The 16862-nt window shown below is 69.2% G+C and carries 14 protein-coding genes; 8 read left to right on the top strand and 6 right to left on the bottom strand.

The annotated features are described in order from the left end of the window. Positions 1 to 2 precede the first annotated feature (2 nt). From ACTIEY_RS11555 to ACTIEY_RS11530, 6 genes are read left to right on the top strand one after another with little or no spacing between them, the layout of a single operon-like run. Positions 3 to 755, top strand: coding sequence for a heme ABC transporter permease (locus tag ACTIEY_RS11555; protein ID WP_439519245.1), 753 nt, complete (start codon positions 3 to 5; stop codon positions 753 to 755). After that, complete coding sequence (ccmD, locus tag ACTIEY_RS11550) at positions 752 to 940, top strand: heme exporter protein CcmD (protein ID WP_439519244.1); 189 nt, start codon at positions 752 to 754, stop codon at positions 938 to 940. Before ACTIEY_RS11555 ends, ccmD begins: the two co-directional genes overlap by 4 nt. Beyond that, on the top strand, positions 937 to 1395 hold the full coding sequence (ccmE, locus tag ACTIEY_RS11545) for a cytochrome c maturation protein CcmE (protein ID WP_439519243.1): 459 nt from the start codon (positions 937 to 939) through the stop codon (positions 1393 to 1395). Before ccmD ends, ccmE begins: the two co-directional genes overlap by 4 nt. Beyond that, complete coding sequence (locus ACTIEY_RS11540; protein WP_439519242.1) at positions 1392 to 3398, top strand: heme lyase CcmF/NrfE family subunit; 2007 nt, start codon at positions 1392 to 1394, stop codon at positions 3396 to 3398. Before ccmE ends, ACTIEY_RS11540 begins: the two co-directional genes overlap by 4 nt. Then, positions 3395 to 3964 (top strand): DsbE family thiol:disulfide interchange protein, encoded by a 570-nt coding sequence (locus ACTIEY_RS11535; RefSeq protein ID WP_439519241.1) that lies wholly within the window; start codon positions 3395 to 3397, stop codon positions 3962 to 3964. Before ACTIEY_RS11540 ends, ACTIEY_RS11535 begins: the two co-directional genes overlap by 4 nt. Before the next feature lie 30 nt (positions 3965 to 3994). After that, positions 3995 to 5233 carry a cytochrome c-type biogenesis protein CcmH gene (locus ACTIEY_RS11530; protein WP_439519240.1) on the top strand — a complete coding sequence of 413 codons (1239 nt, stop codon included), beginning with the start codon at positions 3995 to 3997 and terminating at the stop codon, positions 5231 to 5233. Here ACTIEY_RS11530 and ACTIEY_RS11525 read toward each other — a convergent pair. The 6 genes from ACTIEY_RS11525 to hpnC form a co-directional block, all read right to left on the bottom strand. Further along, complete coding sequence (locus tag ACTIEY_RS11525; protein ID WP_439519239.1) at positions 5230 to 6351, bottom strand: DUF2855 family protein; 1122 nt, start codon at positions 6349 to 6351, stop codon at positions 5230 to 5232. The two genes, ACTIEY_RS11530 and ACTIEY_RS11525, sit on opposite strands and share 4 nt — an antisense overlap. Before the next feature lie 73 nt (positions 6352 to 6424). After that, a complete protein-coding gene (locus ACTIEY_RS11520) occupies positions 6425 to 7507 on the bottom strand; it encodes a TRAP transporter substrate-binding protein (protein ID WP_439519238.1) in 1083 nt (360 codons plus the stop codon). A 110-nt stretch (positions 7508 to 7617) separates the two neighbouring features. Continuing rightward, positions 7618 to 8499, bottom strand: coding sequence for an alpha/beta fold hydrolase BchO (gene bchO / locus ACTIEY_RS11515; RefSeq protein WP_439519237.1), 882 nt, complete (start codon positions 8497 to 8499; stop codon positions 7618 to 7620). Between the two features lie 8 nt (positions 8500 to 8507). Further along, positions 8508 to 10295, bottom strand: a complete 1788-nt coding sequence (locus tag ACTIEY_RS11510; protein ID WP_439519236.1) for a magnesium chelatase subunit D — start codon at positions 10293 to 10295, stop codon at positions 8508 to 8510. A 67-nt stretch (positions 10296 to 10362) separates the two neighbouring features. Further along, positions 10363 to 11379, bottom strand: coding sequence for a magnesium chelatase ATPase subunit I (bchI, locus tag ACTIEY_RS11505; protein ID WP_439519235.1), 1017 nt, complete (start codon positions 11377 to 11379; stop codon positions 10363 to 10365). A 95-nt stretch (positions 11380 to 11474) separates the two neighbouring features. Beyond that, on the bottom strand, positions 11475 to 12344 hold the full coding sequence (hpnC, locus tag ACTIEY_RS11500; protein WP_439519446.1) for a squalene synthase HpnC: 870 nt from the start codon (positions 12342 to 12344) through the stop codon (positions 11475 to 11477). Positions 12345 to 12526: 182 nt separating this feature from the next. On the opposite strand from hpnC, the gene ACTIEY_RS11495 reads away from it, so the two are divergent. Beyond that, the gene (locus ACTIEY_RS11495; RefSeq protein ID WP_439519234.1) at positions 12527 to 13648 is read left to right on the top strand and encodes an efflux RND transporter periplasmic adaptor subunit; all 1122 of its coding nucleotides are present in this window, start codon (positions 12527 to 12529) and stop codon (positions 13646 to 13648) included. Between the two features lie 7 nt (positions 13649 to 13655). Beyond that, positions 13656 to 16817 carry an efflux RND transporter permease subunit gene (locus ACTIEY_RS11490; RefSeq protein ID WP_439519233.1) on the top strand — a complete coding sequence of 1054 codons (3162 nt, stop codon included), beginning with the start codon at positions 13656 to 13658 and terminating at the stop codon, positions 16815 to 16817. Positions 16818 to 16862: the final 45 nt, after the last annotated feature.

Below are 16862 nucleotides of genomic sequence, written 5' to 3'. Positions count from 1 at the left end.
CCATGAACACGACACGACGCATCGACTGGTTCCACTACGCAGCGCCGCAGCGCTTCTACCCGCTCGCGGGCAAGCTCATTCCGTGGTTCGGCGCGCTGGCGCTGGTGCTTGCGGCCATTGGCCTGTACATCGGCTTCTGGCTCGCGCCCACCGACGCGCAACAGGGCGAGGCCTACCGCATCATCTTCGTGCACGTGCCCACGGCGTGGATGTCGATGGTGGTGTACCTGGCCATGGCGGTGTGGGCCGCCATCGGCCTCATCTTCAACTCGCGCCTCTCCAGCATGATGGCCTGCGCGCTCGCGCCCACCGGCGCGCTCATGACCTTTCTGGCGCTGTGGACCGGCGCCCTCTGGGGCAAGCCCACCTGGGGCACCTGGTGGGTGTGGGACGCGCGGCTCACGTCCGAGCTGGTGCTGCTGTTCCTCTACATCGGCTTCATGGCGCTGCACAACGCCATCGACGACACGCGCCGCGCCGACCGCGCGGCCGGCCTGCTGGCCATCGTGGGCGTGGTGAACCTGCCCATCATCTATTTCTCGGTGCAGTGGTGGAACACGCTGCACCAGGGCGCGTCGGTGAGCCTGTCCAAGGCGCCCAGCATGGCCACGCCCATGTTGCTGGGCATGCTGGTGATGGCGCTGGCGTGCTGGATGTACTGCATCGCCGTGGCACTGGCCCGGGTGCGCGTGATCATGCTCGAGCGCGAACGCCACACCGGCTGGGCGCACCAGACCCTGGAGGCCGCACGATGAACTGGACCGACCTGCGCGATTTTCTGGACATGGGCGGCTACGGCCTTTACGTGTGGGGCTCGATGGGCATGACCGCCGCCGTGGTGGTGGCCGAACTCGCGATGCTGCGCCTGCGCCGCCGCTTGCTGGTGCGCGAGGCTGAGGACGCAGACAGTGCCGACGCTGTTCGGGAGCGCATCGCATGAAGGCGCGCACACGCCGCGCCGTGGCGCTGGCCGTGGGCCTGCTCACGGTGGGTGCGGCCAGCGCCCTGGTGCTCAACGCGTTTCGCAGCAACCTGGTGTTCTTCTACAGCCCCACGCAGGTGCAGGCGAAGGAAGCGCCGCGCGACCGCGCGTTCCGCATCGGCGGGCTGGTGGAAGAGGGCAGCGTGAAGCGCGACGCCAAGGGCCTGACCATCCATTTCCAGGTGACCGACACCGCGCGCGCCATCCCGGTGACCTACACCGGCCTGCTGCCCGATCTGTTCCAGGAGGGCAAGGGCGTGGTGGCGCAAGGACGCCTGGGGGCCGACGGCATCTTCCGCGCCGACCAGGTGCTAGCCAAGCACGACGAGAACTACATGGCGCCGGAGGCGGCAGACGCGCTCGCGCGGGCCCGCGCGGGGCAAGGCAGTGTGGTGGAAGGCAGCGCGCGATGATCGCCGAGCTGGGTCACTTCGCTCTGGTGATGGCGCTGTGCGTGGCGCTGGTGCAGGGGGTGATGCCGATCTGGGGCGCGCAGCGTGGCCGCGTGGCCTGGATGGCGCTGGCGGTGCCCGCAGCGCGCCTGCAGTTCGGTCTTCTGCTGGTGTCCTACGTGTGCCTCACGCACGCCTTCGTCACGCACGACTTCACCGTGCTGCTCGCGGCCAACCATTCGCACAGCGCACTGCCGCTCATCTACCGGCTCAGCGCGGTGTGGGGCAACCACGAAGGTTCCATCCTGCTGTGGGCATTGATCCTGGGCGGCTGGACGCTGGCCGTCACGGTGTTCTCGCGCGGCATCGACCTGCCCATGAAGGCGCGCGTGCTGGGTGTGATGGGGCTCATCAGCGTGGGTTTTCTGCTCTTCACGCTGTTCACCTCCAACCCCTTCGAACGCGTGTTCCCGGCGCCGCCCGATGGGAACGACCTGAACCCCCTGCTGCAGGACCCGGGCATGGCGATCCATCCGCCCATGCTCTACATGGGCTATGTGGGTTTCGTGGTGGCCTTCGCGTTTGCGGTGGCGGCCTTGCTCGGTGGCCGGCTCGACGATGCGTGGGCGCGGGCCTCGCGCCCCTGGACGCTGGCGGCCTGGAGTTTTCTCACCGTGGGCATTGCGCTCGGCAGCTTCTGGGCCTACTACGAACTCGGCTGGGGCGGCTGGTGGTTCTGGGACCCCGTGGAGAACGCGTCCTTCATGCCGTGGCTGGTGGGCACGGCGCTGATCCATTCCCTCATGGTGACGGAGAAACGCGGCGCGTTCCGGCGCTGGACCGTGCTGCTCGCCATCCTGGCGTTCTCGCTGTCGCTCCTGGGCACCTTCATCGTGCGCTCGGGCGTGCTGAGTTCGGTGCACGCCTTTGCCACCGACCCGGCACGCGGCGTTTTCATCCTGGCGTTCCTGGTGCTGGTGGTCGGTGGGTCGCTGGCGCTGTATGCGTGGCGTGCGCCCAGCGTGGGCGAAGGCGAGCGCTTCGGCGTGCTCTCTCGCGAGAGCTTCCTGCTGGCCAACAACCTGCTGCTGTTGGTGGCCACGGCGGCCGTGATGCTGGGCACGCTGTATCCGCTGGTGATCGACGCGTTCGGCATGGGCAAGCTCTCCGTGGGGCCGCCGTATTTCAACGCCGTGTTCGTGCCGCTGATGGCGCCCGCGCTGTTCCTCATGGGTGTGGGGCCGCTGGCGAAGTGGCGTCAGGCGCAGGTGGGTGATCTCGTGAAGCGCCTGCGGTGGGCCGCTGCGGTGAGCGCGGCGGCTGCCTTGCTGGCTGCGCTGGTGTGGCAGGCCACCGCACCTCTCACCGGCCTGGGCCTGCTGCTGGCTGCGTGGGTGGCGGTGACCACGTTCACCGGAGCATGGCAACGGCTGCGCGCGCACCCGGCCGGCTTTTCTGGTGGCCTCGCCGCGCAGCCGGGTGCCTGGCTGGGCATGTTGCTCGCGCACCTGGGCGTGGCCGTGTTCGTGGCCGGCGTGAGCGTGGTGAGCAGCTTCAGCACCGAAAGCGACGTGCGCATGGAAGCCGGCCAGCACGCCGAAGTGGGGGGCTACCGCTTCACGCTGGAAAGCATGGGCGTGGTACAGGGACCGAACTACACGTCCGCCCAGGCGCAGATGCGCGTGACGACGCTTGACGGCGAACCCGTGGCGCTGCTGCGGCCCGAGCGGCGCCTCTACACCGTGAGCCGCATGCCCATGACTGAAGTCGCGATCGACCGCAGCGTGATGCGCGACCTGTACGTGGCGCTGGGTGAGCCGGTGAGCGAGACCGCCTGGAGCGTGCGCCTGCACCACAAGCCGCTGGTGAACTGGATCTGGGGCGGCTGTCTGATGATGGCGATCGGCGGGTTCCTTGCGATGGCGGACCGGCGCTACCGCGTGGCGCGCAGCCGCCGCGAGGAACGGGCTGCAGCATCGATGCCCGTGCCCGCGCTGGTGGTGGCCCGCCAGGTGCAGCCATGAACGAGCCAATCAAGAATCCGGTCGACAGGCCCGCGCCGCGCGGCCTGCGTTTCCTCTGGCCGCTGGTGGCCTTCGTTGCGCTGGTGGGCGTGCTGGGCGCGGGCCTGCAGCTCAACCCGCGCGACGTGCCTTCGCCGCTCATTGGCCAGCCCGTGCCCTCGTTTGCCTTGCCCACGCTGGCGGCGCCCGAGCGCACGCTGGGTCCTGAGCAACTGCGCGGCCAGGTGTGGGTGCTCAACGTGTGGGCCTCGTGGTGCGTGGCCTGCCAGGCCGAGCACCCGCTGCTGGTGGAGATGGCGAAGACCGGGCAGGTGACGTTGATCGGCCTGAACTACAAGGACAAGCGCGATCTGGCGCTGGGGTGGCTGGCGCGCCACGGCAACCCGTACCAGGCCACGTTGTCCGACACGCAGGGCCGCGTGGGGCTGGACTTCGGCGTGTACGGCGTGCCCGAGACGTATGTGATCGACCGCGACGGAGTGATCCGCCACAAGCACACGGGCGAGCTCACGCGCGACGTGATCAACAGGCAACTGCTGCCACTGCTGCGGCAACTGGAGGGCTGAACCATGCGATGGCGCCATGTATTTTTTGGGATGGCTTGTGTCCTGAGCCTGCACGTGGGCGCGCAGGATCGGGGCACGGCATCACCGGCGGTGGCCGACCCCGCACTGGAGGCGCGCGTGATGGCGATCGGTGCGGAGTTGCGCTGCCTGGTGTGCCAGAACGAAACCGTGGCCGCCTCGCACGCCGAGCTGGCGGTGGACCTGCGAGGCCAGATCCGCGAACAGTTGCGCGCGGGCCGCGACGAGGCCGAGATCCTGGCGTTCATGTCGCAACGCTACGGCGACTTCGTGCTGTACCGGCCGCCGCTCAAGACCAGCACGGTGCTGCTCTGGCTCGGACCGTTCGCGCTGCTGCTGCTCGGCGGTGCGGTGCTGGTCCGCCATCTGCGCCGCCGCGCCGCCGGTGCTTTCGATCCGGGCGAGCGCAACGACTCGCCCGCCGGGGTTGCCACCGCACCGGCTGGGGGTGCCTACACCGCGCGCCAGCTCACGGTGGGCGCGTTGTTGCTCTCGGTGCCTGCGCTCGGGCTCTACAGCGTGCTCGGCCAGCCGGCCTCCCTGCTGCAGCCGGCCAACGCAGCGCCCACCATGGCCGATGTGGACGGCCTGGTGCGCCAGATGGAGCAGGCCCTTCGCGCCCGGCCAGCCGGCAACGCCGCCGACGCACCCGCGTGGGACATGCTGGCCCGCGCGCAGGCGAGCCTGCAACGCTACGCGCAAGCCGCAGAGAGCTACGCCCGCGCGATCGAGCTCGATCCCAACGATGCGCAACGGCTGGCCGACCGCGCCGATCTGCTGCGGCTGATCAACGGCCCGGGCGGCATGCAGGAAGCCGAGCGGCTGGTTCAGCGGGCCCTGAAGATCGACCCGCGCCATCCGAAAGCGCTGGCGCTGGCGGCCGCGCAGGCACCCGCTGCTGCATCGAGTGCCGGCATCAGCGGGCGTGTGGAGATGGCACCAGAGTTGCGCGCGCGACTTCAGCCCGGCGACACGCTCTACATCACCGCGCGCACCTTGCAGGGACCGCGGCTTCCGCTGGCGGTGCTGCGCTTGAGCGCGTCTGCCGAACCCGTGCCCTTCAGCCTGAACGACGACCAGGCCATGGCGCCCGACCACCGCATCTCCGACCACGCGCAGGTGGTGGTGGAAGCGCGCATCAGCCGTTCGGGCGACGCCATGCCCCAGGCGGGCGACCTGGTGGGTCGCACCGGCGCCATCGCCAACACCCAACAGGGCCTGCGCGTGCTGGTGGCGGGCGTGGTGCCCTAGCGGTCCTGCAACGACAGCATGTGGCCCAGGCGCGGGTCGCTGCGCCCACCCAGCACCAGCGCATGCGCTGCGGCCACCGCATCGGGTCCCTGGTGGCGCTGGACCTTCACCCACGGGGCATCGGGCTGGCTCACCTGGGCGATGAAGGAGTGCCATGCGCGGGCCATGCGCTGGTTGAATTCGGCCGCGCCCCAGTCGCCATGGCGCTTCTTCGCCTGCGCGGGTGCGAAGAACAGCACCGGTCGCGGCCCGGGCAGATCGCGCGCGCCCGACAACTGGTCCACATGCGTGCCGCCGATGGAACAGCTGTAGGCCAGGTTTGCAAAGCGGCTGTGGATGGCCTTGCGCAGGCCCCCGTTGCCCGCGAAGTCCACGTACACGCAGGGCGCGTCGCTGGCCAGCACCTCGAGCTGGTCGTAGGTGAGCACGCGGCTGTAGACGCCCAGGCTCTCGCTGAACGCCACGTTGGCGGCCGAGGTCAGGCCCACCACCTCCACTTGGGGCCGCTTCGCGAGTTGCGCGGCCGTGGCGAAGGCGGTCTTGCTGCTGGCGGAAGACAGCAGCATCACACCACGCTGGCCACTTTCGCAGGTGCCGAAGAAGGCGTTGTCGGCCAGGAAATCGTCGATCAGCCAGGCCGTGAGGAACAGCGGGCGCAGCAAGGCCTGCAAGGCTTCGGTGGCCGGGTCGTGCAGGGGATCGGCCGCGCACCGCAGGTACTGGTTGTAGATGGTGTGCAGCGCAGCGCGGTGCGCGGCACCGTCCAGGAAGCCTTCGGGTGTCATGCGCACCGGTTGCAGCACCGCGTGCGTGGCCATGGGCCAGTAGCCATAGAGACGCTCGCCCACCGCCACGCCCTCGCAGCGCGATTGCTCCACCACGCCAAAGCCCCACACCGGCACGATGCCCCAGGCGCCGTCCGCGTCGTCCGGGACCGGAAAGAACTGCCAGTAGTTCATGGCGTCGCCGAACGCGGCGTAGGTGATGTTGTTGGCCGTGTAGGCGAACTGCTCGACACGCAAGCGGACCTCGCCCGCGGCGAGCGGCTCTTCGGGCAGGCTCACCAGGCGCGAGGTGGGCAGCTGGTTCTTGCGGATCTGGAACTGGGCGGTGTGCATGGAACGGCTCCAAAAAAAAGAGCCCGTCACTTTCGTGGCGGGCTCCCGGATCAAGGGGTCATGTCGACAGGTGTCAGAGCTTGACGCCGGTGATGTAGCTGTCGTAGCGCCATTCGGAGAAGCGGCTCCACAGGATCTGGTCGCGCTGGAAGGCGCGCATGTCCTGGTGGATCTTCTTGAACTCGGGCGACTTGGCTTCGTGTGCGGCAAACACTTCTTGCGAAGCCTTGAAACCGGCGTCCATCAGGGCCTTGGAGAACGGCATGAGCTTGGTGCCGGCGGCCACCAGACGCTTGAGGGCGATCGGGTTCTGGGCGTCGTACTTCGCGGTCATGTCGCGCGCGGCCACGGCACCCGCGGCGCGCACGATGGCCTTGTTCTCGGCCGACAGCGCATCGAAGGCCTTCTTGTTGATGAAGAACTCCAGCTCGGCGCCACCTTCCCACCAGCCGGGGTAGTAGTAGAACGGTGCGACCTTCTGGAAGCCCAGGCGCTCGTCGTCGAACGGGCCGACGAATTCGGTGGCGTCCAGAGAGCCTTTTTCCAGGGCCTGGTAGACCTCGCCTGCGGGCATGTTCTGCGCCACCACGCCGAGCTTGGCCATGGTCTCGCCGAACAGGCCGCCGCCCAGGCGCATCTTCAGGCCCTTGAGGTCGGCCACGGTCTTGATTTCCTTGCGGTACCAGCCACCCATCTGGGTGCCCGTGTTGCCCGAGCTCATCGAGACGATGTTGAACTTGCCGTAGAACTCGTCCATGTACTTGCGGCCGTTGCCGTGTTCCATCCAGGCGTCCATGTGGCGCGCGGTCAGGCCGAAGGGCACAGCGCAGCCGAAGGCGAAGATCGGGTCCTTGCCGGTGAAGTAGTAGGAGGCGGTCTGCGCCATCTCGATGGTGCTGTCCTGGATCGCATCGACCACGCCGAACGCGGGGACCAGGTCACCCGCGGCGTGCACGGACACTTCGAATTTGCCACCCGAGAGGGCCTTGACGGTCTCGGAGAATTTCTCGGCCGAGCCGAAGATGGTGGGCAGCGACTTGGGGAAGCTGCTGGCCAGGCGCCAGCGAACAGCGGCCTGGGCATGCACGGCGGGCGCGATGCCAGCGGCGAGAACACCGGCGATGCCAGCGTTCTTGATGACGGAACGACGATCCATGGAAACAGTCTCCTGAGGGAAATGGTCTGGGTTGCGGAAAATTGGGGCGTTGCACCCCGCGTAGCCGGACGATTATGCCCGTACCCCCCAGGGCTTGCCTCGGGCCGGGGCTAGGGGAACATCTGCGCCACGACCCGCGCGGGCGCTTCCTCGTGGGCCAGATGGCCGAGGCCCGCGAGGCGCACCAGCCTGCCGCGCGCCGCTGGCGCAAGTCGCTCCAGAATCTGCGCGCCGTGCTCGGGCGGCACGGTGCGGTCGTTGTCACCCACCAGCAGGTCCAGCGCGGTGGACAGGCGTGGGAGATCGCGCGCCAGTTGAGGCAGGTTCCAGTTGGCCATCATGGCCAGCGCGCCGGCGGCGTGCGCCGCGTCGCTGACCAGGCGGTGGTAGAGCGCGCGGCCGGTGGCATCGAGCCTGGAACCCGTGCCGCCGAGCAGGCGTTCGAGCACCGCCGGGTCGCGGGCACGCCATGCGAACAGCCTCGGTACCAGCGGTGCAGCCGCCATGATCTTGGCCACGGGCGAAAACAGCGGCCCGGCCAGACCGCCCAGCGGCAGCACGGCGGCATTGATGCCGACGATGCGCTGCGGCGCGTGCAAGCCGTCGAGCGACATGCGGATGGCGATGGCCGCACCCGCCGAGTGGCCCACCACCAGCGCGGGTTGCGCATGAAGCACCTGCAGCAGCGCATGCAGCGCACGCGCCATGCCGTTCAGGCCGAGTTGCGGCGCGCCCACGCCGCCCGGCGGCATGCCGGTGAACGCGTGGCCCGGCAGGTCGGGCGCGATCACGGTGTGGCCCCGGGCCACCAGCAATGGAGCGACGTCGCGCCAGGAGTGGGTGGACGCGCCGGTGCCATGCAGCAGGAGGACCACCGGGGCGTCCGCGTCGGTGTTCTCGAACACCTGCACATGCCAGGTGAGGCCACCGGCCTGCAGGAAACGGCTGCGCTCGCGGTGGGGCCAGTCTTCGCTGTCGCGCTGCCAGTCCATGAACAGGCTCAGCGGGCGGGTTGGGCCAGCAACACCGCCTGCGTGAGGCCGGCAGCGCCCGCGTAAGGCAGCGGGATGTAGGTCGCGCCCATGGCCAGTGCCAGCTCACGCGCGGCATCCGCCGGTTGCGGCGAGGTGTCGATGAGCAGCGCGTTCAGCCCGGTTGCGGCAAACGCCTGGGCGGCGGCCGTCGCGTCCTGCGTGGCCTGCGCCCGGCCAGGCATGCCGTGGCGGTCGATGTTGGCGCGCCCGTCGGTGAGAAACACCGTGACCGGCGTGTCGCCGGCGCGCGCGATCTGCTGCGCCAGTTCGAGTGCGCCGGTGATGCCGCCGGCCAGGGGCGTGCCGCCGCCGCCGGGCAGTGCGGCCAGCGCGCGCTTGGCGCGGGCCAGCGAGCGGGTGGGCGGCAGCAGGAGTTCGGCACCCGCGCCGCGAAACGCGAGCACGGCCACCTTATCGCGTCGCACGTAACACTCCGCCAGCAGCAGCTCCACCGCGCCCTTGGCCTCGGCCAGGCGGTGCAGTGCCGCAGAGCCCGAGGCATCCACCACGAACACGGTGGTGGTGGGCCGATGCTGGCGGTGGCGCACCACGTGGAAGTCTTCGCGCCGCACTTCGATGCGCTTTCGCGCGTGCGGCGCGGCGTCTCGCTGGCGCAGGCGCTGCCAGGGCGCGGCCGCGCGCAGGGTGTCGAGCACGTGCAGGCGAGCGCCTGCGCGCGGCTCGCCCCGGCGCGTGCCGACCGGGCGGCCGCGGTGCGCATGCTTCTGCAGCGCGCCCGACGTGCCCGCCGTGCGCGCCTGCGCCTGGCGTTGCTGGCCCGCCTGCAAAGCGGCGAGCAGGCCCGGCGGCAAGGCGGCCTGCATGGCTTCGATGAGCTGGTCCTCCAGCGCCTGCGGATCGGTGGGCGGGTCCTCGTGATCCTCGTCCTGCCGGGTTTCTTCCGCGCGGTCCTTGCTGGGCGGAGGGGGTTCCTCGGCTTCGGCTTCCTGCGGCTCGGGCGGCGCGGGCGGCGCGGGCAGGCGCGTGGCGCGCGGCGCCAGCACGAGGCGTGCAGCCAGTGAAGCATGCGATTCGTCGGCCTCGGGCAGGCCGGCCAGTGCGGCCGCAGCCCGCGCCGCGCGCAAGGCCATGAGCGGGGCACGCATCGAGTTCACCCCCCAGGCCAGCGCAGCGCCGCACAGGGCCTGCACCAGTTCGTCGGGCACGTGCACGGCGGGCAGCGCGGTTCGCGCGGCGGCGATGTCTTGTGCGGTGAACGTCGTTGCGTCGTGGGCGTCTTGCGCGGGCTCGAGCACCAGTAGAAAGGCGAGCCGGTCGAGCAGGGTGGCGGGCAGGCGCTCGTCGTCGCCCTGTCCCTCGTCCAGCGCCACCAGGCCGAACCGCGCCGGCGCGGTGTGGGCCAAGCCTTCGCGCTGCACACGCACCTCGCCCATGTCCAGCACAGCGCCCAGGTGCGCGGCCACGTTCGCGCCGCAGCGTTCGGCCATGGCCAGCATCAGCCAGCCGCCATCGGCGCGCGCGAGCAGGCCGCGCTGTGCCACGGGGCGCCCGGCGTGCAGCGTGGCGGCCAGGTCCAGGCCGCCCAGCAAGGCGGCGTCGGTGGCGTGGTGCGGCAGGCGCAACCAGGGTGTGCCATAGGGCAGCAGCGACCTGAGCAGCTGCAGCCAGGCTTCGCGCATCGGGCCAGCATCCGCGCGCAAGGCCACACCGCCGAGGCCGACCGGGTCCACCGCGCAGAGGGCAGCGGCCAGGGTCGCGTCGGCGGGGAGCGGGGGGGATGCAACTTCGAACATGGGTGGCGATGTGAGCTTGGCTTTGACAGGCTCAGCCCGAACAGTGCATGTGTGGGGCCCGAACGCCCTACACGAGCAGCTCGGCCACGGCGCGTTCCACGCGCGCGCTGGAACCCGAGTTGTCCAGCGGATTGCGGCGCAGGCGGTGGCGCAGCGCGGGCGCCGCCACACGGCGGATGTGCGCATCCCCCACGATCCTGTCGCCGTCCAGCGCGGCCAGCGCGCGCGCCGCGCGCAGCAGCGTGAGGTCGCCGCGCAGACCGTCGGTGCCCAGCGCCGCGCACAACGCGCTGATGCGTTCGCGCACGGCGTCGGTGATGGTCACTTCCGCCAGGCGTTTGCGGGCAGCGGTGATCTGCTTGCGGATGCGCTCGTCGTCCTTCTGCCAGCGTTCGATGAAAGCGGCGCGATCCTGCTCGAAAGCATCGCGACGACGCACGACTTCCACGCGGTCAGCCAGCGCCTCGGGCGTGCGGACTTCCACGGAGAGGCCGAAGCGGTCCAGCAACTGCGGACGCAGTTCGCCTTCTTCCGGGTTGCCACTGCCCACCAGCACGAAGCGCGCAGGGTGTCGCACCGACAGTCCTTCGCGTTCCACCACGTTCTCGCCCGAGGCGGCCACGTCGATCAGCAGGTCCACCAGGTGGTCTTCGAGCAGGTTGACCTCGTCGATGTAGAGGAAGCCACGGTGCGCCTGCGCCAGCAGCCCGGGCTCGAACGCTTTCACGCCCTGCGAGAGGGCGCGCTCCAGATCGAGCGCGCCGACCACGCGGTCTTCGGTCGCGCCCAGGGGAAGATCGACGACGGGCACCGGAATGAGATGGGATTTGCCCGAGCCGCGAAGCGCTGCACAGGCTTCGCAATGGCTCGCTGTTTCGGCGGGATCGCAGCCGTAGCGGCAGCCCACCACGGCGCGCATTTTCGGCAGCAGGGCGGCCAGCGCACGAACGGCGGTGGACTTGCCCGTGCCCCGGTCCCCGAGCACCAGCACACCACCAATGCCGGGATCGATGGCGGCGATCAGGATCGCCGTCTTCATCTCATCCTGCCCCACGATCGCCGAGAAAGGGAATGCCTGTGCCATATGGGAAATCAGTATGGCATGGCACTCTGCTTTCGCCCCGAGGGCTTGTACTGAAACCCGTGTCTTTTCGGCGACTCAGCGCAGCCGCGCGGTCTTCACATCCACAATGCGCGCCACGCCAGGCCCGGCACTGTGCCGCGGTCGAGCTTCACACGGGTCTGCCAGCTGCGGTGTTCGATGGCGGCAATGCGATCGAGCACGGCCAGGCCGCCTTGAACCACCAGCCGCAGTTCCCACCCCGCGCGACCCGGCACCCGGTGCACCAGGGGAGCGCCCTGCTGCATGAGGCCGCGAGCGTAACCACACAGCTCGGCCACGACGGCCTGCTGCCGCGTGATGGAAGCCCCGGATCCGGCGTCGGCAGCGGGCAGGAAATCGGCGACCCGTGCGCCATGGCGCTGCAACACATCGGCGGGCAGGTAGCAACGGCGACGAGGCAGGTCGACGCTCAGGTCCTGCCAGAAGTTGATGAGCTGGAGCGCGCTGCAGATCTGGTCGCTCTGGGCCAGCGCTACCGGGTCGCGCACGCCGTACAGGTGCAGCAGCAGACGCCCCACCGGATTCGCGGAAAGGCGGCAATAGGCCAGCAGCTCGGCCATGTCGGCGTAGGGATGCGCCGTTTCGGTGTGGCGCACGTCCTGCTCGAACGCACTGATCAGGTCGTGCAGGTGCCCGGCGGGAATGGCATGCCGGCGGATCGCCAGCGCGAGGGGACCGAAGACCCTGGGCCAACGTGCCGCCGGCACCTCTGCCGTGACCACGCCTGGCAGGCACTGCACCAGTTCAGCCCGGTAGGCGGCCAGTTCGGCCAGGCGCTCCCCGGAAGTGGCGTCGCCTTCGTCCGCAATGTCGTCCGCCGTGCGGGCGAAGTGATAGATGGCCGCCACGGCCGGGCGCAGGGCGGCCGGGCACAACCAGGACGCGACAGGGAAGTTCTCGTAGTGCCCGACCGACCGGCCCAGCATCGCCGCGTGGGAAGGCGCGGCGTCGGCTCGGGTGGGTGACGTTTCGGGGGAGGGCGACATGAAGGAATTCCTGTGGAAGGGGGTCGAATTTACACTACAATTTTGATTACTAACCGGTCAGTCATTAATGATCTGACCAATTTTCACCCCGTCCCGCCCCTTTGGCGCAAGCCCGCACCGCCATGAGAACACCCCGCTTCCTCCTCCTCGTTGTTGCCGCTGTCGCGTTGACCGCCTGTTCCCGGCCCGAGGCGCCGCAGGAGCCGATCCGCTCGGTGAAGCTGCTCACCGTCGGCACGGGCAACGTGAATGCGCGGGCCGAATACGCCGGCGAGGTGCGCGCGCGCACCGAATCGCGCCTGGGCTTCCGGGTGGGCGGCAAGCTGGTGCAGCGGCCGGCCGAGGTGGGGCAGCGCGTGAAGCCGGGCCAGTTGCTGGCGCAGCTGGATGCACAGGACCTGGCGCTGTCCAGCCAGGCCGCGCAAGCCCAGGTGAGTGCGGCACAGACCCAGCGCGACCTGGCCGCGGCCGACCTCAAGCGCTACCAGGACCTGCTCTCGCGTGGGTTCGTGAGTGGCGCGGAAATCGAGCGCCGGCAGGCCACGCTGCAATCGGCCGAGGCCACCTTGCGCCAGGCCAGGGCGCAGGGCGCGGTGCAGGGCAACCAGGCGGCCTACGCGCGGCTGGTGGCCGATGGCGCCGGCGTGGTGCTGGCGGTGGAGGCCGAGGTGGGGCAGGTGGTGGCGGCAGGCACGCCGGTGGTGAGGCTGGCGCGCGACGGTGCGCGCGACGTGGTGATCGCCGTGCCCGAGGACCGTGTGCGCCAGATGCAGGTGGGTGCCAGTGCGCAGGTGCGCCTGTGGGCCGGCGCTGCGGGCGCGGGCGCGAACGTGGCGCCGCTGAATGCGGTGGTGCGTGAGGTGGCGGCCAGTGCCGATGCGGCCACGCGCACCTACCAGGTCAAGCTCTCATTGCCCGAAGACGCCGCTGCGCCGCTGGGCGCCACCGCCTACGTGACGCTGGCGCCATCGAGCGGCCAGCTGGCAGCGGGTCCGGTCATCAAGCTGCCCACCAGTGCGCTGATGCGCTCCACCGAAGGCGACCGTTCGGGCACATCGGTGTGGGTGTTCGACCCTGCGGCCGGCACGGTGCAACCGCGCCCGGTGGTGGTGGCCGGCGCCGACGGCAACGACATGGTGATTGCCTCGGGCCTGAAGCCAGGCGATGAGGTGGTGGCCACCGGCGTGCACGTGCTCGCGCCCGGGCAGAAGGTCACGCGCTTCGTGGCCACTTCCACGCAGTGAGCGCCGAATGAGCGACGCCGTCAACGCCACAGCGCCAGCCACTTCCTGGGTCTCGCGCTTCAACCTTTCCCAATGGGCGCTGGACCACCAGGCCTTCACCCGCTACCTGATGATCGTGCTGATGCTGCTCGGCGTGGCGGCGTATTTCCAGCTCGGTCAGGACGAAGACCCGCCGTTCACCTTTCGCGCCATGGTGGTCAGCGTGGCCTGGCCGGGGGCCACCGCCGAGCAGGTGGCCGAACAGGTGTCGGACCGCATCGAGAAGACCCTGCAGGAAGTGCCCTACGCGGACAAGATCCGCAGCTACGCCAAGCCCGGCGAAGCGCTCATCATCTTCCAGCTCAAGGACTCCGCGCCGCCGGGTGAGGTGCCTCAGGTCTGGTATGCCGTTCGCAAGAAGGTGGGCGACATGCGCGGCACGCTGCCGCAAGGGGTGGTGGGCCCGTTCTTCAACGACGAGTTCGGCGATGTGTATGGCGTGATCTACGCGCTGCAGGGCGAAGGCTTCTCTGCGGCCGAACGCAAGACCGTGGCCGACGACGTGCGCCAGCAACTGCTGCGCGTGCGCGATGTGAGCAAGGTCGAACTCTTCGGTGTGCAGGACGAGAAGCTCTACATCGAGATCTCGCAGAAGCGCCTGGCGGTGCTCGGCCTGAACCTGCAACAGGTGCTGGACGCGCTGGGCCAGCAGAACGCGGTGGTCTCGGCGGGCGCGGTGCAGTCGCCGCAGGACGTGGTGCAGGTCCGTGTGGCCGGCGCTTTCAATTCGGTGGAGCAACTTCGCGCCATGCCGATCCGCGCGGCCAGCGGCGCGCAGATCCGCCTGGGCGACATCGCCGAGATCGGCCTGGGTTATGTGGACCCGCCGGCCGTGCTGGTGCGCCACAACGGCCAGGACAGCATCGCCCTGGGCATTTCCATGGCCAAGGGTGGGGACATCATTTCGCTCGGCAAGGCGCTCAAGACCACGGTGGCCGGCATCGAGGCGCGCCTGCCCGCCGGCATGACGCTCGCGCAGGTGCAGGACCAGCCTTCAGCGGTGACGAGCTCGGTCAACGAGTTCGTGAAGGTGCTGATCGAGGCGGTGGTGATCGTGCTGGCGGTCAGTTTTCTCGCACTGGGCCTGCACCGCCGCGAGGGCGGCAAGGGCCTGCGCCGGTACACGCTCGATATTCGTCCCGGCCTGGTGGTGTTCATTACCATTCCGCTGGTGCTGGCCATCACGTTCCTGGCCATGAACTATTGGGGCATCGGCCTGCACAAGATCTCGCTCGGCTCGCTCATCATCGCGCTCGGGCTGCTGGTGGACGACGCCATCATTGCGGTGGAGATGATGGTGCGCAAGCTGGAAGAGGGCTACAGCATGGTGCGCGCCGCCACCTTCACCTGGGAGGCCACGGCCATGCCCATGCTCACCGGCACGCTGATCACCGCCGCCGGTTTCCTGCCCATTGGCCTGGCGAACTCCACCACGGGCGAGTACACGTTTGCGATATTCGCCGTGACCGTGCTGGCGCTGGTGATCTCCTGGGTGGTGGCGGTCATGTTCGTGCCCTACCTGGGTGTGAAACTGCTCAAGGTCAAGCCGCACGTGGGCGAAGTGCACGAGGTCTTCGACGGCCCGTTCTACGTGCGCTTCCGCTCCCTGGTGGACTGGTGCGTGCACCACCGATGGATCACCATCGGCGCGACCATCCTCACCTTTGTGCTGGGCGTGGTGGGCATGGGCTCGGTGCAGCAGCAGTTCTTCCCCGATTCGAGCCGCCCCGAAATCCTGGTGGATGTGTGGCTGCCCGAAGGCAGCAGCATGCAGGCCATGGACGAGGTGACGAAGCGGGTGGAAAAGCGCCTGGCGGCAGAGCCGGGCGTGCGCAGCGTGAGCACCTGGGTGGGCACGGGCGTGCCGCGCTTCTACCTCCCGCTGGACCAGATCTTTCCGCAGACGAACGTGGCGCAGATGATCGTGCTGCCGCAGGACCTGAAGACGCGCGAACAGATGCGCAAGGCCTTGCCGGCCTTGCTGGCCACCGAATTCCCCGAGGTGCGTGGCCGCGTGAAGCTGCTGCCCAACGGACCACCGGTGCCGTATCCGGTGCAGTTCCGCGTGGTGGGCACGGATCCGGCCGTGCTGCGGGGCCTGGCCGACGAAGTGACTGCCGCCATGCGTGCGAACCCGAACACGCGTGGCGTGAACGACAACTGGAATGAATCGGTGAAGCGCCTTCGGCTGGAGGTGGACCAGGCCAAGGCGCGTGCACTGGGCGTGTCGAGCCAGTCGATTGCGCAGGCTTCGCGCACCTTGCTCAGTGGCACCACGGTGGGACAGTACCGCGAAGGCGACAAGCTGATCGACATCGTGCTGCGCCAGCCGATCGAGGAGCGCGATGCCATCAGCAGCCTGGCGAACGCCTACCTGCCCACGGCCAGTGGTCAGGCGATTCCCCTGTTGCAGATCGCCAGGCCGGTGTTCGACTGGGAGCCTGGCGTGATGTGGCGTGAGAACCGGGAGTACGCGATCACGGTGCAGAGCGATGTGGTGGAGGGCCTTCAGGGCGCCACCGTGACGGCCGAACTGCAGCCGGCGCTGAAGAAGATCAGCGATGGCTGGGCCGAGCGCGGGCTCAATGCCTACCGCATCGAGGTGGCGGGCGCGGTGGAGGAGAGCAGCAAGGGCTCGGCGTCGATCGTCGCGGGTGTGCCGCTGATGCTGTTCATCGTCTTCACGCTGCTGATGCTGCAGTTGCAGAGTTTCAGCCGGTCGATGTTGGTGTTCCTGACCGGGCCGCTGGGCATGGCAGGCGTGGCGGGCGCGCTGCTGCTCCTGAACCGGCCGTTCGGCTTCGTGGCGTTGCTGGGGGTGATTGCGCTGATGGGCATGATCCAGCGCAACTCGGTGATCCTGATCGACCAGATCGAGCAGGACCGTGCGCGCGGCGTGCCAGCCTGGGACGCGATCGTGGAAGCCGCGGTGCGGCGGATGCGGCCCATCGTATTGACCGCGGCGGCTGCGGTGCTGGCGATGATTCCTTTGTCGCGCAGTGTCTTCTGGGGGCCGATGGCGGTGGCGATCATGGGGGGGCTTGTGGTGGCCACCGTGTTGACCTTGCTGGCTTTGCCGGCGATGTATGCAGCCTGGTTCCGCGTGAAGCGGGAGCCTGCGCCCGCTTGAGTTTTCTTGCCTGCGCTGTTGCGGGCTCGTGAAGCTCAGGCGCTC

It is taken from the genome of Hydrogenophaga sp. (assembly GCF_051858985.1).
Classification (GTDB): domain Bacteria; phylum Pseudomonadota; class Gammaproteobacteria; order Burkholderiales; family Burkholderiaceae_C; genus Hydrogenophaga.
The sequence above is the reverse complement of the archived record's forward strand: the minus strand, read 5'-3'. Positions and strand labels throughout refer to the sequence as shown.

Coding starts and splice junctions, on each gene's coding strand:
- ccmD (WP_439519244.1), top strand. CDS start 752: ATGAACTGGACCGACCTGCGCGATTTTCTGGACATGGGCGGCTACGGC.
- ACTIEY_RS11510 (WP_439519236.1), bottom strand. CDS start 10,295: ATGTTCGAAGTTGCATCCCCCCCGCTCCCCGCCGACGCGACCCTGGCC.
- ACTIEY_RS11530 (WP_439519240.1), top strand. CDS start 3,995: ATGGCTTGTGTCCTGAGCCTGCACGTGGGCGCGCAGGATCGGGGCACG.
- ccmE (WP_439519243.1), top strand. CDS start 937: ATGAAGGCGCGCACACGCCGCGCCGTGGCGCTGGCCGTGGGCCTGCTC.
- ACTIEY_RS11490 (WP_439519233.1), top strand. CDS start 13,656: ATGAGCGACGCCGTCAACGCCACAGCGCCAGCCACTTCCTGGGTCTCG.
- ACTIEY_RS11535 (WP_439519241.1), top strand. CDS start 3,395: ATGAACGAGCCAATCAAGAATCCGGTCGACAGGCCCGCGCCGCGCGGC.
- hpnC (WP_439519446.1), bottom strand. CDS start 12,344: ATGCTGGGCCGGTCGGTCGGGCACTACGAGAACTTCCCTGTCGCGTCC.
- bchI (WP_439519235.1), bottom strand. CDS start 11,379: ATGGCACAGGCATTCCCTTTCTCGGCGATCGTGGGGCAGGATGAGATG.
- bchO (WP_439519237.1), bottom strand. CDS start 8,499: ATGGACTGGCAGCGCGACAGCGAAGACTGGCCCCACCGCGAGCGCAGC.
- ACTIEY_RS11525 (WP_439519239.1), bottom strand. CDS start 6,351: ATGCACACCGCCCAGTTCCAGATCCGCAAGAACCAGCTGCCCACCTCG.
- ACTIEY_RS11540 (WP_439519242.1), top strand. CDS start 1,392: ATGATCGCCGAGCTGGGTCACTTCGCTCTGGTGATGGCGCTGTGCGTG.
- ACTIEY_RS11555 (WP_439519245.1), top strand. CDS start 3: ATGAACACGACACGACGCATCGACTGGTTCCACTACGCAGCGCCGCAG.
- ACTIEY_RS11520 (WP_439519238.1), bottom strand. CDS start 7,507: ATGGATCGTCGTTCCGTCATCAAGAACGCTGGCATCGCCGGTGTTCTC.
- ACTIEY_RS11495 (WP_439519234.1), top strand. CDS start 12,527: ATGAGAACACCCCGCTTCCTCCTCCTCGTTGTTGCCGCTGTCGCGTTG.